Here is a 25926-nt window from a genome sequence, read left to right on the forward strand (position 1 = left end):
GAAGCTTGGATCGCCACGCCGCGGTCGGGGGGAGGCATGGCGATTGAGGCCGCAGCCGCAGCGGGGGCGCTTTCCGTATCGCCGCCACGGCCTCGTCCAGGCCGTCGTGAATGAATGATAGACATACCATCATACAATCCTATTGCGGCGGGACTGCGGTTGCGGTAGGGAAAGCAAAAGCCAGAGATGGGAGGAAGGCATGAGACATCACGACAGACGTACGATCCTCGCCGGCGGCGCGAGCCTTGCCGCGGCCGGCGCGCTTGGCATCGGCCGGGCTTCGGCCCAGCCGAAGGAGATCAAGATCGCCCTGATCGTCGCGCAGACAGGGCCATGGGCGAGCCTCGGCGGCATGGAACGCGCCGGGGCCGAGATGGCGGTCGAGGACATCAACGCGCGCGGCGGCGTCAAGGCGCTGGGCGGGGCGAAGCTGCGCCTGATCATCACCGATGCCGGGGATTCGGCCGAGCGCGCCAAGAATGCGGCGCAGCGGCTCGTCGCCCAGGAGAGCGACCTCGTCGCCGGCCTTGGCGCGGGCCTGTCCTTCCTGTCGCTGGCGGTGACGGAGGTCTGGGAACGCGAGCGGATTCCGTGGTTGACGCTGTCCTATGCCGACAGCGTCACGAACCGCGGCTTCAAATATCTGATCGCCTCCTCCGCGACCTCGAGCCGGATCGCGCGTGAGACGATGCCGAGCTATGTCGGGCTGGTCGAGCGGGCGATCAAGCGGCGGCCGGCCACGATCGGCATGGTGGCGGACAGCCAGCCGGCGACGCAGGCCTATATCGAGGAATTGCGCAAGGGCGGGCTCGCCGCGGTCGGCCTCAAGATCGCGGTCGACGAGACCTTCACGCCGGTCCTGTCCGACGCGACGGGGATCATCCAGCGCGTCAGGCGCGCGCGCCCGGACTTCCTGCTGCTCTACACCTCGAACGTCCCCGACACGAAGCTCATCATCGAGAAGATGGACGAGTTCGGCATCGGCCGCGGCAAGATCCCCGTGCTCGCGCCGGGCTCGCAGGTCGGCGCGCCGGAGATGCTCGACAACATCGCCAAGGAGAGCCTCGAAGGCATCGTCTGCACGGCGTCGAACTGGGGCTCGCGCAAGCAGAACGACATCGTCGAGAGCTTGAAGAAGCGCTCCCGCCAGCCCTGGACGACGCAGGAGATCCTGTCCTCCTACGGCCATGTCATGCTGATCCACGATGCGCTCGAGCGGGCCAAGTCCGCGGACAGGGACGCCTTGATGGCGGCGCTGCGCAGCACCGACACCAGCGATCCGCAGGGCCCGGCGAAGTTCTTCCTGGGCGAGCGCCTGCGCTTCGACGAGACCGGGCGGCGCATGGATGCCCCCGTCGCGGTCATGCAGTGGCAGGACGGCGTGCCCGTCACCGTCGGGCCGCCCGGCGATGCCCTGGCGGAGCTGCGCTGGAGCAGCTGACCGGGTCGCCCTCCCGGCCGCCGCCCCTTCCGGAGCGCCTGACTCCGCCCATCGCCTGGACCGCAGCGCTGCGGCCCGGGCGGACTGATTTCCGTGAGCCAGCGAAGAAAGCGGTTTGAATGAGCGGAGAACTCGAAGCGGTCCTGCAATTGCTCGTGGCAGGCCTGACCGTCGGCTGCATCTACGGGCTGATGTGCGTCGGTCTCGGCCTGATCTTCGGTGTGATGCGGGTGATCAACTTCGCTCAGGGCGACTTCATGATGGTCGGCATGTATCTCGCCTTCCTGATGGTCGGCGCCGCCGTCACCCTGCCGGTCAATCCCTATCTCACGGCGGTCCTGGCGGCGATCGCCGCCGGCGTGATCCTGTTCTTCGTCAGCAGCGGCCTGCATCTCATGATGATCCGCGCGGTGAGCGGCCAGCGTGTCTCCGACACCGATGACGGCGGGCATACCCGGCAGCTCATCCTCACCCTCGGCATCTCGCTCGTCCTGCAGAACGCCGCCCTGATGGTCTTCGGCTCGACGCCGAAATCGATCCGCACGCCCTTCTCGACCCAGGCCTGGGAGATCGGCCCCCTGATCGGGGACGACGTCTTCCTGTTCTTCAACAAGGCCCGCGTCCTCTCCGCCCTGGCGGCCTGCGTCATCGCGCTCGGCCTGGCGCTGTTCATGGGCCGCAGCGCGATCGGCCGGCGGCTGCGGGCGGCCGCCGACAATCCCACCGCGTCGATCTACATGGGCATCGACGTGGACGCGGCTCACCGGATGGCCTTTGGGCTCGGTATCGCGCTGACGGCGATCGCCGGCGCGCTGATCGCGGTATCGGTGCCGTTCCAGCCCTATTCGGGCCTCGAATACGTCGTGCTGATGTATGCCGGGGTCGTGCTCGGCGGGATGGGCAGCGTGGCCGGAGCCTTCTGGGGCGGCCTGATCATCGGCTTCGTCCAGCAGATGTCGCAGCTCGTCATGCCGGTCCAGCTTCAGGCGACGGCCGTCTTCACGGTCTTCCTCCTCATCCTGCTCTTCCGGCCGCAGGGGCTGTTCGGCCGAAACGTGGAACGCGCCTGATGACATCGAAGTCGCCGTTCGGTCCCACGCTCGTCGCCTGGGCCGCCATCCTCGCTGTCGGCGCCCTGGCGATCGGGCTGACCAGCAACTCCTATATCCAGCTCATCCTGACGCTGGTCTCGGTCTGGGCGATGCTCGGCCTCTCCTGGAACATCCTGGGGGGCTATGCCGGGCTCGTCAGCTTCGGCCATGCCGCCTTCTTCGGGCTCGGGGCCTTCACGGTCGTCATTCTCGGGCGTGACTACGACATCTCGCCATGGCTCAGCCTGCCCCTGGCGGCGGTGATCGGAGCCGGCGCCGGTTGTCTGCTCGGTGGCATCACCTTCCGCCTGACGGGACCCTATTTCAGCCTGGCGATGCTCGCCTATCCGCTGGCGCTGCTGCCGATCTTCGAATGGGCCGGCTGGACGGAAATGGCGATGCCGATGAAGCGGGAGAACGCCGCGCTCTACATGCAGTTCTCCGACGGGCGGGTCATGGCGCTGATCTGCCTCGCCTTTCTCGGCCTGTGCCTGGCGATCTCGCTGTGGATCGAGCGCAGCCGCTTCGGCCTGTGCCTCACGGCGATCAAGCAGAACGAACTGGCGGCGCGCGCCGCCGGCGTCGCGACGCTGCGCTGGAAGCTCTATGCGATCACCATATCGGGGGCGATGGCCGCCGTCGCCGGGGCGCTCTACAGCGTCGTCCTCCTGGTCGTCAGCCCGCACTCGGTCTTCGGCATGCTGATCTCGGCGCAGGCCCTGATCATCCCGATGTTCGGCGGGATCGGCAGCGCCTGGGGCACGATCATCGGCGCCGCGACGCTGGTGCCGCTCTCGGAGGCGCTGCACGCCCTCATCGGCGACAAGCTGTCGGGCATTCAGGGCGTGGTCTACGGCATCGCCATCATCCTCGTCGTGCTGCTGCGCCCGCAGGGCCTTTACTGGGCGATCCGGGACGCGCTGGCCGGTGTCTTCGCGCGGAGCGGCGAACAGGACTTGCCGGCCGTGCCCGACATTCCGCCGCCGCCGCCCGTGCCCATCGGCACCGGCACCGGTTCCGCCGCAGCCGGCCCGCTCCTCAGCGTGAAGGATGTCTCGGTCCAGTTCGGCGGCCTCAAGGCGATCAGCGATGTGGCGCTGAGCGTGCAGCAGGGCGAGATCCTCGGCATCATCGGCCCGAACGGGGCCGGCAAGACGACGCTGTTCAATGTCCTCAGCGGTCTGGTGACGCCGAAATCGGGCAGCATCACCTTCGCGGGGGAGGACCTGAGCGGCAAGACCCCCGAAGCGGTCTGCGCGGCGGGCATTGCCCGCACCTTCCAGACGGTGCGCAGCTTCCCGCGGCTGAGCCTGTTCGACAACGTGCTGATCGGTGCCTATGTCCGCCATCGCGACGATGACGAGGCCGCCGCCGCCGCTGCCGCCGCCCTGAGGCGCGTCGGCCTGCAGGACAGGATGGCGGCGCCGGCCTCGACGCTGACCAACCGGGAACTGCGCCTGATGGAGCTCGCCCGGGCCCTGGCCGGGCAGCCGCGGCTCATTCTGATGGACGAAAGCTTCGCGGGGCTGGCGAGCGAGGATATCGAGACGATGCTGCCGCTCCTGCGATCGCTGCGCGACGAAGGGCTGACGATCGTCATCATCGAGCACACCATGCAGGCGATGGTGCGGCTGAGCGACCGGCTGGTGGTGCTCGACCACGGGGTCGTGATCGCATCGGGGCCGCCAAAGGAGGTCGTTCGCCAGCAGGACGTCATCGTCGCATATCTTGGCAGGAAATGGGCCCAGAATGCTGAAAATTAGCAATCTCAGCGTGAGCTATGGCGGGCTTCGGGCCTTGCGCGACGTATCCATCGAGGTCCGGCAGGGAGAGTTCGTCTCGATCATCGGGCCCAACGGGGCGGGCAAGACCACGCTGTTCAAGACGATCTCCGGCGTCGTCGTGCCGCAGTCCGGCGCGATCAGCTTCGAAGGCCGCGCGCTCGGTCGCGTCCGTGCGTCGAGCCGGCCGCTGCTCGGCATCGCCCATGTTCCCGAGGGCCGCCAGGTCTTCAAGCACCTGACCGTGCAGGAGAACCTGCTGGTGGGCACCGAGGCCGGCGGCGGCCGCGGTTCCGTCGAAGCGGGGTTGCAGCGGGCGCTCGATCTGTTTCCGGTCCTGGCCCGACGGTCTTCGCAGCTCGCCGGCACGCTGTCGGGCGGCGAGCAGCAGATGCTCGCGATCGGGCGCGGACTGGCCTCGTTCCCCAAGCTTCTGCTGCTGGACGAGCCGACGATGGGACTGGCGCCGGCCATCGTCGACCAGATCTTCGATACGCTGCGCGGGCTCAGGAGCCAGGACATCACCTTGCTGATCGTCGAGCAGCGCGCGATCGAGGCGGTCGAGAACTCGGATCGCGGTTATGTCATCTCGACCGGAGAGATCGTCACCAGCGGAACGCGGGACGAGCTGATGCGGAACGAGCAGATCCGGGAAGCCTATCTCGGCACCTAGAGCAATTCCGCAATTCTCCGAATCGCGGGATGGCTCCAGGTCTTTGTTTTATCGCATTTTCGTCACGCGGACCGGTGTCCACTTCGCTCGAAAATGCTCTAGCGGTCGACACCAGCCCCGCGGGCGCCGTTCAGGCGAGCTCGAAGGATTCCTCCAGCACGTCGCGCGAATCGAGGCCGAGCTGCACGTTGAACTGGCCGCTCTCGACCACCTCCTTCAGCGCGCCGTTGACGAATTTGAGCTGCTCGGGGCCGATCTCGAAGCGCACCACGCGGCTCTCGCCGGGCTTGAGCGTCAGCTTCTGGAAGCCTTTCAGCTCCTTGATCGGCCGGGCGATCGAGGCATAAGGATCGGCGATGTAGAGCTGGACGACGTTGGCGCCCTCATAGCGGCCGGTGTTGGTCAGCGTCGCCTCGGCGGTCAGGCTCTGGCCCCGCGTGATGCGGCTGGCCGAGAGCTTGAGGCCGGTCAGGGTGAAGCTGCTGAAGCTCAACCCGTAGCCGAAGGGGTAGAGCGCGCCCTGCTCCTCCTCGAAATATTGCGAGGTGTAGTTGCCGGGCTTGCCCGGCGTGAAGGGACGCCCGATCCTGAGCGCGTTGTAATAGGTCGGGATCTGCCCGGCCGAGCGCGGGAAGCTGATCGGCAGCTTGGCCGCGGGGTTGTGGTCGCCGAACAGGATGTCGGCGATTGCATTGCCGCCCTCGGTGCCGGCATGCCAGCTTTCCAGCAGCGCGTCGGCATTCTCCTTCTCCCAGCCGATGGCGAGCGGGCGCCCGTTCATCAGCACGACGACGAGCGGCTTGCCGGTCGCCTTCAGCGCCTGGAGCAGCCGGCGCTGCGAGCCCGGGATCTCGATGGTGACGCGGCTCGAGGCCTCATGCGACATGCCGCGCAGCTCGCCGACCACGGCGATCACCACATCGGCCTGACCCGCGACCGCGACGGCCTCCGCGATCATCGCCTCGATCGGGCGGGGGTCCTGGATGACTTCCGGGTTGTCCCAGTTCAGGAAGTTGAGGTAGTCGACGGTCTTCTGGTCGTCGAGGACGTTGGCGCCGCGCGCGGTGAGGAGCTTCGCCTTGCCTTCGATCGCCTTCTCGATGCCGGCCTTGATCGTGACGGCCTGCCCGGCCACGGCCTGCGCCGACCAGCTTCCCAGGATGTCGAGCCCGGAATCGGCCAGCGGCCCGACGAGCGCGATGGTGCCTTCTCGCTTCAGCGGCAGGGTCTGGTTGCGGTTCTCCAGCAGCACGATGGTGTCGCGGGCGATCTCGCGCGCCGGCTCGCGGTGCAGGCGGTCGCTGGAGCGCACATCGGCGGGGTCGTCCTCCGGCTTGCCCATGCGCAGGAACGGGTCGGCGAACAGGCCCATGTCGTATTTCGCACCGAGCACCTCGCGCACGCGGGCGTCGAGCTCGGCCATCCTGATCTCGCCCGAGGCGATGAGGCCCGGCACCTCGGCGAGATAGACCTGGTCGGCCATGCTGAGGTCGATCCCGGCCCTGATCGCGAGCTTGGCCGCCTCGCGGTTGTCGCGGGCGACGCCGTGCCGCGTCAATTCGGTGATCGCGCCGTGATCGCTGACGGTGACGCCCTCGAAGCCCCATTGCCGGCGCAGCAGATGCTGCAGCAGCCAGGTATTGGAGCTCGCCGGCACGCCGTTGATCGAGTTGAGCGCGACCATGACGCCGCCGGCCCCGGCCTCGATCGCGGCGCGGTAGGGCGGAAGGTAGACCTGGTGCATGCGCAGCGGGCTCATATCGACCGTGTTGTAGTCGCGCCCGCCCTCGACCGCGCCATAGAGCGCGAAATGCTTGACGGCGGCCATGATCGTATCGGGCCGATCGGGCGAGGAGCCCTGGAAGCCGCGCACGGCAGCCCGGGCGCAGGCGCTGACGAGATGGGGGTCCTCGCCGAAGCCCTCGGAGGTGCGGCCCCAGCGCGGATCGTGGCTGATGTCGACCATCGGCGCGAAGGTCATGTCGACGCCGTCGTTGCAGGCCTCGATCGCCGAGACGCGGGCCATGCGCTCGATCACGGCCATGTCGAAGCTTGCGGCGAGCCCGAGCGGGATCGGGAAGGCGGTGCGATGGCCGTGCACCACGTCATAGGCGAAGAACAGCGGGATCTTCAGGCGGCTGCGCGTGACGGCGGCCTCCTGGAGCGGCCGGTTGTCGCGCCGGACCACGGTGTTGAACGAGCCGGCGATGCGACCGGCGGCGGCCTCGTCCATCAGCCTGGCATGCGGCATCTCCGGGCCGATGCTGATCAGGCGCAACTGGCCGACCTTCTCGTCCACGGTCATCCGGGCGATCAGGCCCTCGATGAAAGCCTTCTTCTTCCCGGCCGGATCGGCGGCGCGCGCCCGCCTGGGCCGTGCCGCGGCGGGGCCGGCGGCCATGCCCGCCACGAAGGCGGCCGAGGCCATGGCGCTGAGAGCCTGCCGCCGGGACAGGCCGCTCTTCGTCTCGTCCTGGCAGGGCGTCGCCTCCGGACCGTCCAGGGCCGGTGCAGCGTTCGAATGATCCATGCTGAGTTCGTTCATCTGGGTTGAGGACGGCGAAGGGTGGCGCGGGAACGGTTCGGGGAGAACGACGCTGATTCCTTGACCCTTGTCGCGATGATGGGCATTTGTGCTCGGATGTGCCGCTGCCAACAGGGGACGGGCGTGCCCCGTCCTGCCGATTCCTCCTTTAAGGAGCCCGTTTGAACTTGTCGACCCGTTCCGCCGGCGGGGCCTGCGTCATGGCCCGGTTTTCTTCCGCCGTCCGACGGCTCGCGCTCGGCTGGCTTGCCGCGGCGGCTGTCGCCGCCGGCATGCCGGCGCTTGCGCAGCAGCGTCCGGGTTTCGGGCTCGACGCGGTGATCGCGAAGGCGAAGGCGCTGGCGGACGCACCTTATGTCGCGCCGGTCTCGAATCTGCCTGACGTCTTCAGCAAGATGCAGTTCGCCGACTACCAGAAGATGCAGCCGCGCGCCGACCGCTTCGCCTGGATGGAATACAAGACGCCCTTCAAGCTCGCCTTCTACCATCAGGGCATGCAGTTCAACACGCCGGTCAGGATCAGCGAGATCGTCGACGGCGTGGCCCGGGAGATCCCCTACGATTCCGGGCGCTTCGATTTCGCCGACCTGCATTTCGACCGCGAGGCTACAGCCAAGCTCGGCTGGGCCGGCTTCCGGGTGGTCTATCCGGTCAACCGGCCCGACAAGCTCGACGAGGTCATGAGCGTGCTGGGCGCGAGCTATTTCCGCGTGATCGGCAAGGGGCAGATCTACGGCCTGTCCGGGCGGGGGCTGGCGATCGACACCGGCCTGCCGATCGCGGAGGAATTTCCCGCCTTCCGCGAATTCTGGCTGCGCCGCCCCAGGCCGAAGGAGCGGCATCTGACCTTCTATGCGCTGATGGATTCGGTCAGGGCCTCGGGCGCCTATGAATTCACGCTCACGCCGGGCGCGGATGCAGTGCTCGGCGTCAAGGCGCGCATCTTCCTGCGGCAGGGCGCCGCGCCGACGACGCTCGGCATCGCGCCTTTGACCAGCATGTTCCTCTATGGCCCGCAGCAGCCCTCGCCGACGCCGAATTTCCGCCCCGCGATCCATGATTCCAACGGGCTCTCGGTGCGCCTCAGCACCGGCGAATGGATCTGGCGCCCGCTCGTCAACCCGCCCATGGTGGCGATCAGCGACATTCCGGCGGAGAATCCGAAGGGCTTCGGCCTGTTGCAGCGCGGGCGCGACTTCTCGCGCTACGAGGATTTGAAGGACCGCTACGACCTGCGCCCGAGCGCCTGGATCGAGCCGACCAACGACTGGGGCAAGGGCAATGTCCGGCTCGTCGAGATCCCGACGGCGGACGAGACCAACGACAACATCGTCGCGCTGTGGGTGCCCGGAAGCATGCCGGCGCCCGGCGAGCCGATGCGCTTCGACTACCGCATGCACTGGACCATGGACGAGCCGGCGCTGATGACGGGCGGGCTGTCGCATGTCTGGCAGACCATGCGCGCGACCGGCGAGATCTACCAGTCCAACCTGATCCGCGCCGGCGACGGCACGCTGGCCTTCCTGATCGATTTCAAAGGGCCTTCGCTGCGCAAGCTGCCGCCGGAGGCTCGCCCCGAGGCCGTGGTCGGCGCCAACGACAATGTCGAGATCGTCGGCAGCGAGCTGCAGCCCAACCCCGCCATCCGGGGCTGGCGCCTCAGCTATCGGATCAGGATCAGGAACCCGGCGCTTTCCTCCGATCTGACGGCGTCGTTGAAGCTCGGCGAGCGCACACTTACCGAAACCTGGAGGTTCAGGCTGCCGCCCGCGCCGACCGCGACGGACAGGGAAGCCTATCTCAACCGCTTCAAGGCGATGGAATAGAGCCGGATTCGACCATCCAGCCATCGTGATTGCTTCGCTCGCAATGACGGGGAACCGTCAGGCCGCGTCGGTCGCCTCGGCCCGCTGCGCTTGCGTCAATCCGCGGCCGACGTCGAGATAGGTGAAGCCCTTCGCCCTGACCTGCTCGGCGCGGTAGACGTTGCGCAGGTCGATCAGGACCGGCGCCGCCATCGCGGCCTTGACGCGGTCGAGATCGAGCGCGCGGAAGATGTTCCATTCCGTCACGATGACGGCGGCGTCCGCCCCCGCCACGCAGGCATAGGGGTCGGCTGCGTAGACGACGCCCGCCGGCAGCACCGCCTTCGCCTGCTCCATCCCTTCCGGATCATAGGCGCGGATCACGGCGCCGCCGTCCTGCAAGGCGGTTACGACCGCGATCGAGGGCGCATCGCGCATGTCGTCGGTGTTCGGCTTGAAGGTCAGGCCCAATACCGCGATCGTCTTGCCCCTGACCGAGCCGCCGCAGGCGGCGACGACCTTGCGCGCCATGGCGCGCTTGCGCTGGTCGTTCACCGCAGCGACCGTCTCGACGATGCGGGTCGGCGTGCCGTGATCCTGCGCCGTCTTGATCAGGGCGAGCGTATCCTTCGGGAAGCAGGAGCCGCCATAGCCCGGCCCGGCATGCAGGAACTTGCCGCCGATGCGGTTGTCGAGCCCCATGCCGCGGGCGACGTCCTGGACATTGGCGCCGACCTGCTCGCACAGATCCGCGATCTCGTTGATGAAGGTGATCTTGGTCGCGAGGAAGGCGTTGGCGGCATATTTCGTCAGCTCGGCGGTGCGCCGGCCGGTGTTCAGGATCGGCGCGCTATTGAGGTAGAGCGGCCGGTAGATATCCGCCATCACCTCGCGGGCGCGGGCGTCCTCCGCGCCGATGACGATGCGGTCGGGCCGCTTGAAATCCTCGATCGCGGCGCCCTCGCGCAGGAATTCCGGGTTGGAGACCACCGCGAATTCGGCATCGGGCCTGAGCTCGCGCATGATCCGCTCGACCTCGTCGCCGGTGCCGACCGGGACCGTCGACTTGGTGACGATCACGGTGTAGCCGGAGAGCGCCTGCGCGATCTCGCGGGCGGCGGCATGGACATAGGACAGATCGGCGAAGCCGTCGCCGCGGCGCGAGGGCGTGCCGACGGCGATGAAGACGGCATCCGCCCCCGCCACCGGCCCGGCGAGATCGGTGGTGAAGGACAAACGCCCGGCGGCGGCGTTGCCGCGGACGAGCTCCGACAGGCCGGGCTCGAAGATCGGGATCTCGCCCCGCTTCAGCGCCGCGACCTTGCTCTCGAGCTTGTCGACGCAGACGACCTCGTGCCCGAAATCGGCAAGGCAGGCGCCGGAGACCAGCCCGACATAGCCCGAGCCGACCATGACGATCTTCATCGGCAACTCCAGAAGAGAGAACGTACGAACACCGCTATAGCCTGCCCGTGCCGCGACGGCGAGCCTGAGCGGGGGGCTTCCTAGAGCATTTTCGAGCGAAGTGGATACCGGTTCGCGTGAAGAAAATGCGATAAAACAAAGACCTAGAGCAATTCCGCGATTCGGAGAATCGCGGAATTGCTCTAGCGGAACGTGACGCCGAGCATGTCGATCTGCGCGATGATGGCACGCCGCCGCCGTGTCGGCTCGCGGTCCGGCTGGCGGCGGATATGGGTGGCGAGGAGGGCGCGCGTCTTCGGGCCGGCCGCGACGTAAAAGGCGGCGATGTCCCGCGGCGCATAGTGCTCGGCGATCTTGAGCAGGTCGCCCGAAAGCGCGGAAGCCAGCTCGTCGTCGCCGGCCTCGACCCGGCTGGCGACGAAGCGCGCGCGCATGTCAAGGATCCAGCCCTCGGCCGGCGCCAGCCAGTAGGAGCGCATCAGGGCGCTGTGCACCTCCTCGGCGGGCGCCAGGCGCAAATCCAGCAGCAAGGCCCGTTGCAGCCAGGCGTTGCCGTCGGTCGGCGTGCAGGTCAGGCGTGCGGTGACGACATCCTCGGCGGCGCGTCCGCGCGCGGCGATCTCGGCCGGGTCCATGGGTGGGACTGCACGGGCTGCGGCGTCTATGGCATCGCGGCGCGACAGCCGGCCGATCGCCTCGACGGCGCTGGGCTGCGTCGCCGGGGCAGTGGCCGCGGCTGCCCGAGCTTGCGTCTCGCGTATGGCGAGGATGGCCTGTTCGAGCCGGCGCAGGCTGATCGAGACGCCGGCTCTGCCGAGATCGTCGAGACAGCTCGCCATGGCGGTCCGGACCGCGCCGGTGCTCTCGACCCGGTCGAGGAGGTCCTCGGAGGTGGGCTTGCCCTGGTCGATCAGGTTGGCGATGCGCAGCGCATCCGACGACGCCCAGTAGCGAGCCAGGCCCTGCAGGCCGATCAGGCCGAAGCCCGCGGCCAATGCCAGCGACAGGATGCGCGCGGTGAAATCCATCGCCCGGCCCTCAGGCGGATGGCTTGCTCGCGTCGGTGTAATATTTCCCGTAGCGACCGTAATAATAATATTTGGAATCGGCCTTGTTATACGACTGCATCAGCTTCGTATCGGCCTTGTTGAACAGGATTCCGACGCATTTGTCGTAGAGGGTCGGATCGTCCTGGAGAGCGCTTCTGACCACGGCGCGCGGCGTCTTGCCCCATTCGACCACGAAGACGAAGCCGTCGAACAGGCGTCCGGCAGCCCTGACGTCGACGACGGGGCCGACAGGGGGAAGATCGACGACGATATAGTCGAATTCCGACCCGGCCGCCTGCAAAAGCGCCTCCATCTCGCGCGAGGTCAGGATCTCGCTGCTCTGGGTCAGGCGCTTGCGGGTCACGGCGGGCAGGAAGGCGAGGTTGCTGTCCGGCTCCATCAGGATCGCATCCTTGAGCGAGCGCTCTCCGCGCAGCACTTCGAGAAGGCCGAATCCGGCGTGCCGGCCGATCGCGCGCGTCAGCCCCGGATTGCGCAGGTCGGCGTCGATCAGCAGGGTGCGTTCGCCGAGGAAGGCCGTCAGGCTGGCGAAATTCTTCGATGTCGTCGTCTTGCCCTCGCCCGGCAGCACCGAGACGACGCCTACGATCTTGGCGCCCTCGCGCTTGCCGGCGGTGGCGAGATCGACCTCGACCTTGGCGCTGCGCAGCACTTCGGCGAAGCTCGAGAGCGGGGCATCGAGGACGTGCCTCAGGACCGAGGATTGCAGCTGGATATCGCGCGGGTTCGCGCTGGCTTCGCTTGCTGCGAGCGGCTTCACCTCCACGGCGGGCAAGGTGCCGAGGAACTCCAGGCCCGTCTCGCCGCGAACCTGGGCGCCGACCCGGAACACCCGGTCCCGGAACTCACGCAAGGCCCCGATGCCGCCGGCCATCGCCAATCCGAGGAAGCCGGCCAGCGCGAGGACGATTCCGGTGCGCGGCGCGCTCGGCGCGATCGGCAAGACCGCGGGGCTCAGCACGCGCGCTTCGGTCGTCGGCAGGGATTCGCGCTGGATCGCATCCTGATAGCGCTGCAGGAACGTCTGGTAGAGGTTCTTGAAGACCTCCGCCTCGCGGTCGAGCTCGCGCAGCTGCACCATGGTCTCGTTCGAGACCGCCTTCTGGCCGATGAGCGTGGCCATCGACTCGTTCAGGCTCTTTTCGCGGTTGCGCGCGATTTCGAGGTCCGAAACATAGGTTTCGGCGATCCGCTGCAGCTCTTCGAAGATCAGCCTCTCATACTGCGTCATCTCGTTGCGCAGGTTGATGACCTGGAAATGGTTCTTGCCCAGGCGGCTCGAAAGGTCGGCTTCGGTCTTGGAGGCGCGCAGGTAGCGCGTCCGGAAATCGTTGATGACGGGGTTGCCGAGCGATTCGGTGACCGCGCCGTCCGCTTTCCCCGAGCGCAGGATGTCGTTGATCTGCTGCAGCTTGGCTTCCGCCTTCGCCGTCTCGGAGCGGGCGGTCGAGAGCTGGGTGGTCAGCTCCATGAGCTGCTGGTCGGTGACGAGCATCTGGTTGCCGGAGCTGGTCTGGCCGGTGGCGATGATGCCGCGCTCCGCCTTGAACCGCTGTACCGCGAGGTCGGTCCGCAGCGAGCTCTCCTTGAGCTCCGCCAACCTGTCCTGCATCCAGCCGCTGGCACGCTTGGTGATCTCGAAGCGGGCTTCGAGCTGGTCTCTGAAATAGGCTTCGGCGAAGGCATCGGCGATCTGTTTGGCGAGCGCCGGATTGGGCGAGGAATAGGAGATCTGAAGGACGTAAGTTCGTGCGACGCGCCGCACCGTCATGTTGTCGTTGAGCTTGTCGATCGCGTCGCGCCGCGCGCGTTCGGCTTCTTCCTCGGCGAGGACGTCGCGCGAGGTGAACCAGTTGCGGACATTGAGGACGGAGCGCACGAAGCCGATCGCCGTGCCGATGACGGATGTCTGGTTCGTCGTGAATTCGGGCAGTTTGTCGAGCCCGAGCGCCTGCACCACGCTCGCGGCGACGCGGTCGGAGCGGATGACCTCGAGCTGGCTGTCGATCGCTCCGGTGTCGAAGGTCAGCTCCGCGATCGAGCCGGCGATCTGGTCCTGGTTGCGGCGGCTGTCGATCAGGATCGTGGTCGAGGCCGTGTAGATCGGAACGGCCGTGATCAGATAGGCGAGGCCGATCGCGAGCGTGGCGGCGACGATGACGGCGCCCAGGCGCGCCTGGCGCCGTATCGCGGCGATCAGCTGCTCGAAATCGATGTCGAGCAGCGTGCCTGCGCTGTCTTCGCCGTCGTCATGATCGGGCAGGCCGCGTCTGTCGATCTGCGCCCTGTTTCCGAACCCATGCATGCTTGGCCCGATCGTTACAAACACATACGCGGAGAGAAATCCTCTCCGCGTATCAGGAAAGAAGGTGACGGCACGATGGCATCAGCAGCGGCGGCGCGGGCTCACGCTTTCGGTGCATTCGACATAACCGCGGTTGCCACTGCCGTAGGTGGTGTGCTGGCCGTTGTTGCCCGTGAAGCTGGAGCCGGGCCCGGTGGAGGGACGGCCCCCACCGCTGGCCATCATGAAGCCGCCGACGGGGCCGCCGACGCCCGCACCTGCGCCGCCGCCGCCACCACCGCCGCCACCGCCCGTCGCCAGCGTCTGTACATCGCTGATGCCGGCCGAATATCCGGCCATGACATCCGTCAGCCCGGAGCCGGCGATCTTCGCGGCGATCGCATCGGCGAGCGCCTTGTCGGCAGGGTCGATCGCCTTCACGGCCTGGCCGAGCCCGGAGCCGATCGCGGCGCGCTGCAGGGCGCTGCCGTCCGTGGCGGCCGCCAGCAGCGCATCGACGAGGCCGGGATCGGCGAGGGTCAGCGCCTTCGTGATCGCGCTCATCTGCGGCCCGCCGATCGGATTGGCACGCAGGAACGCGGCCGGGTTCGCCTTGAAGTCCTCGACCTGCCGGCTCGACGCCTTGCCGGGGAGCGACGCCAGGGTCACCGCGGGAGCACCCTGGGCGAAAGCCGGCACGCCGCCGGCCGTCAAGGCAACCGCTGCGATGGCGACTTGTGCGGCCGTTACGCCGGCAAATAGAAAGCGCATCTCAACATCCTCACACCAAGCCTTTACCTAAGGCACATGCAGACCTTGCGTCAAGTACAGCCTGCGCCCTCTTCATCACCGTCTCAAGACACGTTCGGCATTGCGCGTCGTGACGACGTCGGAGGTGACGTTGGCGACGGCGCCCGAGATGCCGGTGACCAGATCGAGGAACTTGAACAGCTCGACCGAATCGGAGTTCGTGACGTAGATCGTGTCGCGGTCCTGCATCATGAAGCTCTTCGCGACGAAGAAGCTCGATGGATCGCGGAAATTCGCGCGGAAGATCGTGGGGATCGCGCGCTGCCCCCTGGGGAAGGCCGAAAGATCGACGTTCATCCGCTCGAGCAACTCGCGATGTTCGATGCGGTAGAGCAGCACCTGCCCCGGGTCGGCCCGGTTGTCCAAGAGGCCGCCGGCCTTGCCGACCGCGTCGGCGAGCGGCAGGTGCTCCTGCTCGAACTTGAACTGCCCGCTCTGGCCGGAGGCGCCGAATGCCGTGAACGCGCGCTTCTGCTGGAAGACGTAGATCACGTCGCCCGGCGCGACATAGATGTTCTCCTGCGAATTCGACAGGAGGTTCAGGAAGTAGATCGTCTCCTTGCGCCGTCCGCGCTGCAGCGAGACGAAGGTCTCATAGCCGGCATCGGCGATGCCGGACGCCTTGGAGATCACGTCGAGGATGCGATCGCCGGCGGGGTTGATGTTGATCTTGTTGGGCGACCCGACCTGGCCGATGACCGTGACCTGCGACGAGGTCTGGTTGGTCAGCGCCACGACCGCCTGAGGCTCGATCGCGCGGTTGGCCAGGCGCCGTTCGATGTCCGCCTGGATCTCGGGCAGCGAGCGCCCCTTCGCCGGCACGGCGCCGGCATAGGGAACGGAGATGTAGCCGGCCTGGTCGACGGTCTGCGCCGGAATCTGGATGAAGTTGCCCGGCCTCGCGCCGGCATCGTTCGGGATGAACAGGCCGCCGGCCGCCGATTCGAAAATCGTGACCTGGACCGAATCGCCGACGCCGACGGTGATGCGCGGCGGCCCGCCGCGACCCGTTCCGAAGCTGCGGTAGAGCGAGCCGGGCCCGAGGTCGCGCAAGGCGGCGAGCACGCTCTGTGACAGCTCCACCAGCGCGTAATTGAAGGCAGGGCCGGGGGCGGCTTTGAGTGAGGCGAGTGCCGATCCCTCGATATCCCTTGTGGCCGGCCCGCTTCCAGGCAGAACGGAACACGCACCGGAAGCCATGCTGAGCCCCCCGAGCGCGAGAAAATGACGTCTATGCATGGTTGCCCCGACCGACCGCATACGAACTCAAAACTCTGCAGAGAATCGTCTAGCGAGAAGGCCGCATACCGTAAAGGTAAATTCGTGGTTAACGTTTAATTTCGCAATATATGCGCTCTCTGTGCAACAATCGCTCTTCGCTCGCCGGAGAAGGAGCGCGCTAAGCGGGGTCATGCAATCGACGTCAACCGCTCGCGACGGGGCGTTCGATCGCCCCTGCCGTTTTCGGTCGCCGGCAAGCAGCCAGCAGGTCGAGCATCCGCGCGGCCAGATGGCGGCGGTCGTAGTTCTGCGCGCCGCTGCGTCCGTTCGCTGAGAAGCCTGCGGTCGCGCTCCTGTCGTCCGCCAGTTGCACGAGGCGGTCGCTGAGTGCGGCCGCGTTCTCGGGCTCGAAGGTCAGGCCCGCTTTCTCGGCCTCGACGATCCGGGCCGATTCGCCTTTGACCCCGTGCAGGACGGGCACGCCCATCGCCATCGTCTCGAACAGCTTGGAGGGGATGACAGTTTCGAACAGCGCGCTGCGGCGCAAGTGGATGACCGAGGCGTCCAGGATCGACCAGTAGCGGACGACGTCCTCCTTGGGGACTGTGTCGAGGAAGGTCACATTGCGCAGGCCGGATCGCTGCGCGCGCTCGACCAGCTCGGCTTTCCTCGCGCCGTCGCCCAGGAACAGCATATGGATGTCGTCGCGGCCCTGCTCCTGAAGCAGGCCGGCCGCCTCCAGAAGCGTTTCGAGCGCGTGGGCGAGGCCGTGCGTGCCGATATAGCCGGCGATGAACTTGCCCTGCAAGCCGAGCGTCGACATGAGCGCCGCATCCTTGTCCCGCGGCTGGAAACGGTCGAGATCGGCTCCGTTCGTCACGACATGGATCTTGGCTCCGTCGATGCCGCGCGCGATCAGATTGTCGCGGAAGGCATGGGTGACGCTGACGATCGCCGTGGCGCGGCGGTAGAGAAAGAGCTCCAGCCGTTCGAGCGCATCGAGCAGCGCGGAAGCCTTCATGGCGCCAACGGCCCGGATCGATTCGGGCCAGAGGTCGCGCAGCTCGAAGACGAACGGCCTGCGGCGGAGCGCACCGACGAGCCAGCCGGCGCAGGCGGTGAAGAATTGCGGCGAGGTCGCGACGACGACGTCGGGCCGGTCCACCCTGAAGCTCGCCGGGACCGCCGCGACCATGAAGCTGACATAGTCGAGCGTCCGCCTCAGGAAGCCCTCGTTGGCGGTGATGTAGCTCCAGACCCGGACGACCTCGATGCCCTCGATGGTCTCGCGCGCGAACAGCCGGTTGCGGTAGCCGTCAAAGACCTTCCCTTTGGGAAAATTGGGCGCGCAGGTGATGACGGTGACGCGATGCCCGGCTTTCACCCACTCGCGGCAATGCTCGAACGTCCGGCTTGCCGGAGCGTTCACTTCGGGCGGAAAATTGTCCGTCAGGAACAGGATATGCATGGAACGACGCCGATGTTTCGCTTTTCTTCATTAAGTTGAAAGCGTCGCGGGCCGCAAACCCAAAACGCGTGGAATGACTAACGTCGACTCCAGGAGAATTCGACCATGCTTTCGCCGTTCCTGAGTTCGACTTCGAGGCATCGGGACGATCGTGTGATCCCGAATTCGGGGTGCCAGCTCGATGGAACGATCCGGTGGCTGCCGGTGAGAACGCGCCAACGCAGCGCGGCGTCCGGCCCGCGCGCCAGCAGCCCGGTTCCGGGATCGGCGCCTTCGGAAACGGTGACGTCGGGGTGCAGATGGAAGCGGGCGCGGGCGTCGTGCCGGCCGCCCTCGATCCGGTCCGTGACGATCAGCCGATCGCTGTCGGCTTGCCATGTCCGCAGATGCCGCGGCCGGCCGGGCAGGCGCTCATAGCCGTCATGGCCGCAGCTGATCGTCGCGCCGTCGCCGGAGAGAGTAAGCCCTTGCGGGCGGGCACGGCGCGCGACGCGAAAGCCGGACCAGACCTCCGACGAGTTTTCCATGCCGATGCTGACGGTATTGTGGGCGGCGGTCCCGCGCTGGCGCAGGCGCTCGGGGCCGCCGCCATATTCGGAGGTCCCCGCATTCACCAGCATCCGCTGGCCGGCGAGCGACATCTCGAAGGAGAGCGTGTCGGCATGCGCATGGCCCGGCAGGTAATCGGGGCCGATACGGGCGACGTCCAGCAGCGCCACGACAGGGCCCGTCGCGAGGCGGATATAGCCGCTGTCGCGCAGCCATGTCGCGCCGGTGCCGGGCGCCGGGAGCGCTTCCAGGTTCAGGCGGGCCGCGTAGCGCTCCAGCTCCGCGGGAGAGGGCGCGATGCCGATGGCGGCGTCGTTGAAGAAGGCGATCTCGCCATCGGGATGGCACATGGCGGCAAGCCAGCCGCGCATCGCCGCGATCCGCTCCGGCCAGTCCGTCACCTCCCGCCAGCCGGCCGGAATGGCGGAGCCGGCACTGCGCAGCAGGTTCACGAGGTCGAGCATGTCCTCGAGCGCCAGCGCATGGTACATCGGGCTGAGCTCGAACTGGCCGCCATCGGGCAGGATCTGTTCGGGGATCTCGCGGGCGAGGATGCTGAGACCCTGCGCCAGCCAGGAATCCGCCTCCGGCCCCGCGAAGAAGACCCCCGCGAAGACGAGCGCCTTGGCGTTGGCGAACAGGTGATTGCCGAGCAGGTGATATTCCAGCCGCCGGGTCAGCCAGCGCGTCTGGACGGCGAGGCTGTGGAAGCCGTCCGGGGAGAGCGCGTTGCCGGCCAGCACCCATTTGATCCAGTTCACGATGCGCAGCGAGGTCGGATAGGGCTCCCAGCCCGTGCCGCGCCCCGGCGGGTTCTCCGCGATCCAGCGCGCGATGGCTTGCTCGTGCCAGGATCTGCGCTCCCCGGCGCCTTCCGCGTTCAGGTCGTCGAAATAGTGCAGATTGTAGCGCCAGAGCTTGCCGATGGTGGGATCGTCCCAGCCACATTCGGCCAGCGTGTGCGTCTCGTTGAGAAAGCAAAACCGGTCGGGACCCGTCTGCGATGGCCGGCGGCACGCGGGCGGGGCCCAGCCTTCCGGAATGAGCACGCGCCGTGGCGGCGCCGGGCGCAGGTCGGGCCGCGGGCGGGCGAGGCGAAACCGCAGCCGGCCATGGAACTGGACGGGCCGAAGGTGACGGAGCGTCTCCCAATAGAGATGCAGGCGATGCAGCATGGCTCAGACCGGCAGCAGCTCTTCCAGCGCCGCCACGATGCGCTCGCCCGTCCGGCCGTCCCATTTCTCGGGGATTGCTCCCTTCTTCCACTGTCCGGCGAACAGGCGCGCGAAGGCGGGGCCAAGCGCGTCGGGATCGGTGCCGATCAGCTCGTTGGTGCCGACCGTGACCGTCTCCGGCCGTTCGGTCGAATTCCGCAGCGTCATGCAGGGCACGCCGAGCACCGTCGTCTCCTCGGTGATGCCGCCGGAATCGGTGACGACGGCCTTGGCGTGGCGGACGAGATGGTTGAACTCGAGATAGGGCTGGGGATCGACGAAGCGGATCGTCTCCGGCACGCCCGGCAGCTCGCGCAGCGTCTTCGCCGTGCGCGGATGGACGGGGAAGACGACCGGCAGGCCGTGCGTGCCGGCGCCGATCGCGCCGAGCAGGCGCGCGAAGGAGGCGGTGCTGTCGACGTTCGAGGGCCGGTGCAGCGTGACCACGAAATATCCGCCCGGCTTGAGGCCGAGCTCGTCCCAGAACGAAGGCGGGCGCAGCCGGTCGAGATTGGCCAAGAGCGTGTCGATCATCGTGTTGCCGACGAAGACGATTCTCTGTGGCTCGACACCGCTGCGCCGCAGGTTGTCGCCGGCGACGGTGGTCGTGGTGAAGAACCAGTCGGTGATGGAATCGGTCACGAGCCGGTTGATCTCCTCCGGCATGGTGATGTCGCCCGAGCGGATGCCGGCCTCGACATGGGCGACCGGGATCGTCAGCTTCTTGGCGGCGATGGCGCAGGCCATGGTCGAGGTGACGTCGCCGACCACGAGGCACAGCCGGCTCGGCTGATCGAGCAGCAGCCGCTCGTAGCGCGTCATGATCGCCGCCGTCTGCTCGGCCTGCGTGCCCGAGCCGGATTCCAGGTTGACGTCCGGCTCGGGGATGCCGAGCTGGCTGAAGAAGTCGCCGGACATGCGCGCGTCGTAGTGCTGGCCGGTATGGACCAGCCGGTAGCGCAGCCGCCCGCCTTCCGCGCGGCGTGCTTCCAGGGCCTTGATGATCGGCGCGATCTTCATGAAGTTCGGCCGCGCCCCGGCGATGATGTCGATGAGCAGCTCGGTCATGCCGTTGCGTCCGCAGCGATCGCGATCGTCGCCGCCGCGACCTCGATCAGTTCTTCGTAGGGAATCGGCTCCGGCCCGCCTCGCTCCACCGCCCGCGCGAAAGCGGCGGCGCAAGCCGTCTGGCCCTTGTCCTGGCGCCACAGGTTCAGCTTGCGGAAGCCCGGCCAGCCGAAGCCCTGGAGCCGGCGGAAATTGTCGAGCTGGAGGATGCGGCCGCCGGTGAACACCTCCAGCCGCTCCTTCGGGAAGGCCTTGCTGCCGTTGGCGAAGTAATGGATCGCGCCGATCGAGCCGTCGGCGAAGGTAAGCGTGATCGTGGCGGTGTCGCCGCTGCCGCCGGCCATCGTCCGCATGGCATGGGAGGCGATCGGGGCGTCCGCGAGGAAGCGCAACAGGTCGACGAAGTGGCAGGCTTCGCCGATGATGCGCCCGCCGCCGGCCTCACGGTCCTGCGTCCAGTGATCGGCGGGGATCGCTCCGGCGTTGACGGTCATGACGAAGGAGCGAGGGCCGGAGGCGCCCGCAAGCAGCTGCTTGATCCTGACGACCTGCGGCGCGAAGCGCCGGTTGAAGCCGACCATGACGATCGGTGCGAAGCCGGCCGCGATCGCCTCCGCGCGGGCGGCCTCGATCGCGGCGATCTCCTCCCGCGCCAGCGCCAGCGGCTTTTCGACGAAGACGTGCTTGCGCGCCCTGAGCGCGCGGCAGACCAGGTTGGCATGGCTGTCATGGCGCGTCGCGGCGACGACGGCGCCGATCGCGGGATCGGCGAGCAGCGCCTCGACATCGGTGGTGGCCTGCTCGAAACCGAACTTGCGGCCGGCGTGCAAGCCGCTGACACCGCCGCTGGAGGCGACGTTCACGAGCCGCGCGCCGGCGGCCTTGAAGGCCGGGATCAGCACGGCGGTCGCGTAGTTGCCGGAGCCGATGACGCCGATCGCCGCCTGGCCCGCCGCCGAAGCGGCCGGCGCCAGCACCACCGTGCGCGCCCGCAAGGCTTCCGCCGGCCGGGCTGCGGCAGCCGGATAGTCCAGCAGGATGCCGAGCGAGGGCGCCGCGCCGCTGACCAGCGCGTAGGCGTCCGCCGCCTCGGCAATGGGGAAGCGGTGCGAGACCAGCGGCTTCACGTCGAGGCGGCCATCGGCCATCATGTCGAGCACCGCCTCGAAATTGCGCTGCTCGGTCCAGCGCACGAAGCCGACGGGATAGTCCTGCCCCTTCTCCTCGTAGTTCGGATCGTAGCGGCCCGGCCCGTAGGAGCAGGAGACCTGGAAGGTCAGCTCCTTCTCGTAGAAATCGGCCCGTGACAGCGTAAGCCCGGTCACGCCGACGAGCACGATGCGGCCGCGCTTGCGGCTCATCAGGGCCGCCTGATGCACGGGCTCGTTGCTCTTCGTCGAGGCTGTGATGATGACCGCGTCGACGCCGCGCCCGCGCGAGAAGGCCGCCGCGGCGGCGACGGGATCGGCGCCCGCCGACAGGTCGACCGTCTCGGCGCCGAAGGCCCGTGCCAGCCTGAGCTTCTCCGGATCGAAGTCGAGGCCGAGCACCCGGCAGCCATGGGCGCGCAGGAGCTGCACGGCGACGAGCCCGATCAGCCCGAGCCCGGTGACGACCACGGCCTCGCCGAGCGTCGGCTGGACGAGGCGGACGCCCTGGAGCGCGATGGCACCGAGCACGGTGAAGGCGGCCTCGTCGTCGGACACCGCATCCGGGACTTTCGCGACGAGATTGACCGGCACGGCCACGGCCTCGGCGTGCTTGCCGTTCGAGACCACACGCTCGCCCGGTGCGAAGCCCGCCACGCCGGCGCCGGCCTCCAGCACGGTGCCGACATTGCAGTAGCCGAGCGGCAGCGGCTGATCGAGCTTGTTGAACACCGCTTCCAGCGTCGGCGCGAGCCCGTCGGTGCGGACCTTGTCGACGACCTGGCGGACCTTGTCCGGCTGCTGGCGCGCCTTGCCGATGAAGCCGGCCTTGCCGAAATCGACCAGCATACGCTCGGTGCCGGCCGAGACCAGCGTGCGCGACGAGCGGATCAGCACCTGCCCGCGGCCGGGCGCGGGGCAGGGCACCTCCGCGACCTCGGTCGCGCCGGTCTTGAGGGACTGGAGGATTTGTTTCATGGAAAATCTATTTCGTGCCGCTCACGAGAAGAAACAGGCCGAGGCCCTTGCCGAGACGTCGAAGCAACCATCGCGGCCATATGCGCCTGGCGATCGTCAGAAGCAGCCCTTGATGGCGTTGCCCGGCTCCGGATTCAAGCAAATCGCCATGTGTGAGTTCGACCCACGCCGTTGCTTCGGAAGCGCCTCCGAACAGTTCCACGGCTTCACGGCGGGTGTAGGCTTTCGTGCCGGGACTTTCCAAATAGGTCGAATAGATTTCGGCGAGAGACATGCCAGGCCGCCCCTTCGCCAGGGCATAGCGCAGCCAGAGCATGGCGCCGACGAGGCTCCATTTATGGTAGATCATGACGCGGAAGCGGCCACCGGGCTTCAGAACGCGCAGGATTTCCCTGGCGGCCGCGGCGGTGTCGGGGCTGTGGTGGATGACGCCCCAGGAATAGACCAAGTCGAAGCTATCGTCGGCAAACGGAAGCGCCTCGGCATCACCCACGCGCAAATCGGATTGCAACGACGCAAACGCCAGGCGCTGCTTGGTTAAAGCGATCGCGCGGTCCGTCAGGTCTATGCCATGGAGGTTGGCCCCGGCGCGCCCATAGGATTCATGATCGGCTCCCAGCCCGACTCCTATCTCGAGAACATCGAGGCCTTTTGCCTGGGCAAAGTCCGCGAAGGCGGGGATATAGGGTTCGAGACGATACCGTTCCTCCGCCTGGGCGGCGAAGCCGTCACGATCTCTCGTTGACAGTAACAGTTCTTCCCCACAAGCGGCGTTGTTCCAGAAGTCACGGACATCGTCCTTGGCTGTCATATCGTAGGCTCCATGGCCAGCGGCCGAAGCGTTTCAAATGTCGCCCCGAATCCTTGAACCGCCGGCAGGCACCAGATCTCGGTGCAGATAAGGGAGAAGAGCGTGTAGCTGGTGTCTCGCCGCCTCTTGTCGTTGTCAGCGATCAGCGCCTGCGCCGTGCCGCGATGGTCGATGCCGTTATGACCGAAGCTTATCGGCACCTCAACCTGCCTCAGGATCCTGAGCGCGAAGTCGCGTTTCCCATGGACGAGATGCGCGGCAGGAAGACGACGGCCGGCGTTTCACCGCGGGAGTGCGGGCGATGGTCCGCTCGATAATCTGGCGCCGCATGCAATTCGATACTCTAGATCTTTGATTTTACATCAACTTTTTCAAAAGGCCGGATATCATCTTTCTGGCCGGTGCGCTAGCTTCAGCGGAAGGATTTTCGGATCTGATCCTTGAGAGGCTTGATGATATACTTAACATCCGAGCGAAATGGGTCGCGGTGCAGGTGGTGCGCCGGATCCCCTCGAAAACGATTCCGCATCGCGCCTCTCCACAGCATGCCACCCAGACCCTGAATCAGCGGATGCATGCCGGCGCGATGCTGGAGCATGGTGGATTTCACCATGCTTTTTCTACAGGAATAAAGCCTGGAGTCTGGCTATGTACTGATAGAGCTTCTTCAATCCATCATACGGCTTTGAATCTCAGGGTGAAATGAGAGGCTGTGAAGTAATGTACGGGCCAATTGCTTGTGATCGCTCCAAGCGGATATAATGGCGACCAGCGGAGATCATGCAGGGCGAAGCCCGCGCCCTCGAAAATGGACGCCCATAGTTTGGGCTGTTGATGCTTATGCCACTCAATGGTCGGCATCAAAGGGTTTCGCAGCCCAATATCATTCCAGAAATTGCGCCGTCCGCAGTCAGCCACAATCACCGAGCCGCCATCGGCGACAATAGTCCGTAAATGACGCAATACTTTTGTGTAGGATTCGGCCGAATCTTTGCTGGTATGGAGTGACGTAACCGCCTTTTCATCAAGGTGGTTGATCACATTAAATAAAACGACAACGTCAAAACAGCCATCGGAAGGTGTTATATCCTCCAGAAAGCAGGCGCGTGACTTGACGACGGGTCCGAGACCGAGCTTGTCGATCGTTCCCTGGAATGAGCTGAGCATCCCTTGCGTGCTGCCGTCACTCTCCGGCTCGATGCCGAGCACGTGGCTTGCACCGTGAAGGCCCGCCCACAAGGCAAGCGCGCCCCGGCCGCAGCCGACGTCCAAAACGCGAGCACCAGTGAGCCTCACGCCGTCGAAGAGGAACTTGCATCGGGCCTGATAGCGATCGGCACTACGATAGCCGACATCACGCGCAACCTTGGCCACAGCATCCATGCTATCGGGGGTCATCAATTGCTCCATCGGTCTGAAAGCCTTCCGATACGTTCAATCTCATCGATCCAGCGTGCCGCAACTATATCGGGGGCATAGATGCGCATCGCATCGCGCCCCTTCTCACCCAACTGCGTCCGCAAACTCTCATCCCGCATGGTCCGGAGCATCGCATCGGCCAGCGCCGGGGTGTCGCCGACGGGAACGAGAACGCCGTGCTTCCCGCCCTGCAGGATCTCGCTCGTCGCGCCTGGGCAATCGGTCGCGACGACACAGAGCCCGGCGGAGAGTGCTTCGAGCACGGCGTTGGGAAAGCCTTCGTAGCGCGCCGGATGCACATAGAGATCGCAAGCGCGCAGCACGTCCATCGGCGTTCGGGTGGCGCCAGGCAGGGATACGCGGTTCGACAGGCCCAGATGCGCGACCTGCCGTTCGAGCGCGGCGCGTTGCCCTCCCTCGCCGTGGATGACCATATCCCAGTCAGGGACCTCCGAGGCGATCGACGCGAAGGCTTCGAGCAGGGCATCATGGCCCTTCTGCGGCTCGAGACGTCCGAGAGAGACCACGCGTCGTCGTCCGCCGCTTTTCATGCCGGAAGCCGCGTGATCATCGTGATCTGCAACCATCCGGACCGGGTTCGGAATCACGCTCGCTTCGATGGCGAGGTTGGTGCGGAACCAGTCGCGTATGTCCTCGGTCTGCACGCACAGCCGCGATGCGAGAGGATAGAGCCGTGCGCGCAGAAATGCATTGATCCGCGTCGCCGGATCGTGGCCGGGATGATTGCGCTCGCTGATCAGAACGGGGATGCCGAGCCACCGCCCGGCAAGAACCGCACCCATGTTGGCCTCGGAAAGGAATGCGACGATCGCGGTCGGCTTGATCCCGCGCAGCGCGCGCCGAAGACGAAGGACGCGGCGCACATTGTTGCCGGCAAAGCCGAGCAATCCTCTCGGCGAGACACTCAACCCGATCTGATGGCGCCGGATACGGCTGTCCAGCGGATAGACCGCGGCCGCGCCCGGTTCCTCATAGGTGATGAGATGCACCTCGTGACCGGCCTTGATCCATTCGCCGCACAGAATGGAAGCCACACGGGCGGCTCCCCCGCCGGACAGGTTCGGAAGGACGAAGGCGAGGCGTTGGGTTTTCGCCAAACTGCAC

At 66.8% G+C, this 25926-nt stretch carries 20 protein-coding genes; 5 read left to right on the top strand and 15 right to left on the bottom strand.

The features are described 5' to 3' along the window. Window positions 1–199 precede the first annotated feature (199 nt). The 4 genes from M9917_RS08375 to M9917_RS08390 all read left to right on the top strand — a co-directional run bounded on the left by M9917_RS08375 (window position 200) and on the right by M9917_RS08390 (window position 4986). Window positions 200–1441 (top strand): ABC transporter substrate-binding protein, encoded by a 1242-nt coding sequence (locus tag M9917_RS08375; protein WP_297252657.1) that lies wholly within the window; start codon window positions 200–202, stop codon window positions 1439–1441. 119 nt (window positions 1442–1560) lie between these two features. Next, window positions 1561–2511 carry a branched-chain amino acid ABC transporter permease gene (locus tag M9917_RS08380; RefSeq protein WP_297252659.1) on the top strand — a complete coding sequence of 317 codons (951 nt, stop codon included), beginning with the start codon at window positions 1561–1563 and terminating at the stop codon, window positions 2509–2511. Then, window positions 2511–4295 carry a branched-chain amino acid ABC transporter ATP-binding protein/permease gene (locus tag M9917_RS08385; protein WP_297252661.1) on the top strand — a complete coding sequence of 595 codons (1785 nt, stop codon included), beginning with the start codon at window positions 2511–2513 and terminating at the stop codon, window positions 4293–4295. Before M9917_RS08380 ends, M9917_RS08385 begins: the two co-directional genes overlap by 1 nt. Continuing rightward, window positions 4282–4986: an ABC transporter ATP-binding protein gene (locus tag M9917_RS08390; RefSeq protein ID WP_297252663.1), complete on the top strand. Its 705-nt coding sequence runs from the start codon at window positions 4282–4284 to the stop codon at window positions 4984–4986. Before M9917_RS08385 ends, M9917_RS08390 begins: the two co-directional genes overlap by 14 nt. A gap of 130 nt (window positions 4987–5116) precedes the next feature. On the opposite strand, the gene bglX is transcribed toward M9917_RS08390, so the two are convergent. Beyond that, the gene (gene bglX, locus M9917_RS08395; protein ID WP_297252664.1) at window positions 5117–7516 is read right to left on the bottom strand and encodes a beta-glucosidase BglX; all 2400 of its coding nucleotides are present in this window, start codon (window positions 7514–7516) and stop codon (window positions 5117–5119) included. Between the two features lie 182 nt (window positions 7517–7698). Here bglX and M9917_RS08400 point away from each other — a divergent pair, with 182 nt between their 5' ends. Next, a complete protein-coding gene (locus tag M9917_RS08400) occupies window positions 7699–9357 on the top strand; it encodes a glucan biosynthesis protein G (protein ID WP_297252667.1) in 1659 nt (552 codons plus the stop codon). Between the two features lie 57 nt (window positions 9358–9414). On the opposite strand, the gene M9917_RS08405 is transcribed toward M9917_RS08400, so the two are convergent. The 14 genes from M9917_RS08405 to M9917_RS08470 all read right to left on the bottom strand — a co-directional run bounded on the left by M9917_RS08405 (window position 9415) and on the right by M9917_RS08470 (window position 25919). Then, window positions 9415–10761 (bottom strand): UDP-glucose dehydrogenase family protein, encoded by a 1347-nt coding sequence (locus M9917_RS08405; protein WP_297252669.1) that lies wholly within the window; start codon window positions 10759–10761, stop codon window positions 9415–9417. A gap of 182 nt (window positions 10762–10943) precedes the next feature. Then, entirely contained in the window at window positions 10944–11789 is an 846-nt protein-coding gene (locus M9917_RS08410; protein WP_297252671.1) for a hypothetical protein, read from the bottom strand. 10 nt (window positions 11790–11799) lie between these two features. Next, window positions 11800–14136, bottom strand: coding sequence for an AAA family ATPase (locus M9917_RS08415; protein ID WP_297252673.1), 2337 nt, complete (start codon window positions 14134–14136; stop codon window positions 11800–11802). Between the two features lie 81 nt (window positions 14137–14217). Then, window positions 14218–14886 (bottom strand): hypothetical protein, encoded by a 669-nt coding sequence (locus M9917_RS08420; RefSeq protein WP_297252674.1) that lies wholly within the window; start codon window positions 14884–14886, stop codon window positions 14218–14220. Between the two features lie 75 nt (window positions 14887–14961). Then, complete coding sequence (locus tag M9917_RS08425) at window positions 14962–16008, bottom strand: polysaccharide biosynthesis/export family protein (protein WP_297252675.1); 1047 nt, start codon at window positions 16006–16008, stop codon at window positions 14962–14964. A gap of 340 nt (window positions 16009–16348) precedes the next feature. Next, a complete protein-coding gene (locus M9917_RS08430) occupies window positions 16349–17614 on the bottom strand; it encodes a glycosyltransferase family 4 protein (RefSeq protein ID WP_297252677.1) in 1266 nt (421 codons plus the stop codon). Window positions 17615–17691: 77 nt separating this feature from the next. Next, on the bottom strand, window positions 17692–19338 hold the full coding sequence (locus M9917_RS08435; protein ID WP_297252678.1) for a heparinase II/III family protein: 1647 nt from the start codon (window positions 19336–19338) through the stop codon (window positions 17692–17694). A 3-nt stretch (window positions 19339–19341) separates the two neighbouring features. After that, window positions 19342–20445: a non-hydrolyzing UDP-N-acetylglucosamine 2-epimerase gene (gene wecB, locus M9917_RS08440; RefSeq protein ID WP_297252680.1), complete on the bottom strand. Its 1104-nt coding sequence runs from the start codon at window positions 20443–20445 to the stop codon at window positions 19342–19344. Beyond that, a complete protein-coding gene (locus M9917_RS08445; RefSeq protein WP_297252682.1) occupies window positions 20442–22571 on the bottom strand; it encodes a bi-domain-containing oxidoreductase in 2130 nt (709 codons plus the stop codon). The genes wecB and M9917_RS08445 overlap by 4 nt, the downstream gene beginning before the upstream one ends. 7 nt (window positions 22572–22578) lie before the next feature. Further along, complete coding sequence (locus tag M9917_RS08450; RefSeq protein ID WP_297252684.1) at window positions 22579–23382, bottom strand: class I SAM-dependent methyltransferase; 804 nt, start codon at window positions 23380–23382, stop codon at window positions 22579–22581. Further along, window positions 23379–23582 carry a hypothetical protein gene (locus M9917_RS08455; protein ID WP_297252686.1) on the bottom strand — a complete coding sequence of 68 codons (204 nt, stop codon included), beginning with the start codon at window positions 23580–23582 and terminating at the stop codon, window positions 23379–23381. Before M9917_RS08455 ends, M9917_RS08450 begins: the two co-directional genes overlap by 4 nt. A 212-nt stretch (window positions 23583–23794) precedes the next feature. Next, window positions 23795–23995, bottom strand: a complete 201-nt coding sequence (locus M9917_RS08460) for a hypothetical protein (RefSeq protein WP_297252688.1) — start codon at window positions 23993–23995, stop codon at window positions 23795–23797. A gap of 62 nt (window positions 23996–24057) precedes the next feature. After that, window positions 24058–24780: a class I SAM-dependent methyltransferase gene (locus M9917_RS08465; RefSeq protein WP_297252690.1), complete on the bottom strand. Its 723-nt coding sequence runs from the start codon at window positions 24778–24780 to the stop codon at window positions 24058–24060. Continuing rightward, window positions 24780–25919: a glycosyltransferase family 4 protein gene (locus M9917_RS08470; RefSeq protein ID WP_297252692.1), complete on the bottom strand. Its 1140-nt coding sequence runs from the start codon at window positions 25917–25919 to the stop codon at window positions 24780–24782. Before M9917_RS08470 ends, M9917_RS08465 begins: the two co-directional genes overlap by 1 nt. Window positions 25920–25926: the final 7 nt, after the last annotated feature.

The sequence above is a fragment of the Bosea sp. (in: a-proteobacteria) genome (assembly GCF_023953965.1).
Taxonomy (GTDB): Bacteria; Pseudomonadota; Alphaproteobacteria; order Rhizobiales; family Beijerinckiaceae; genus Allobosea.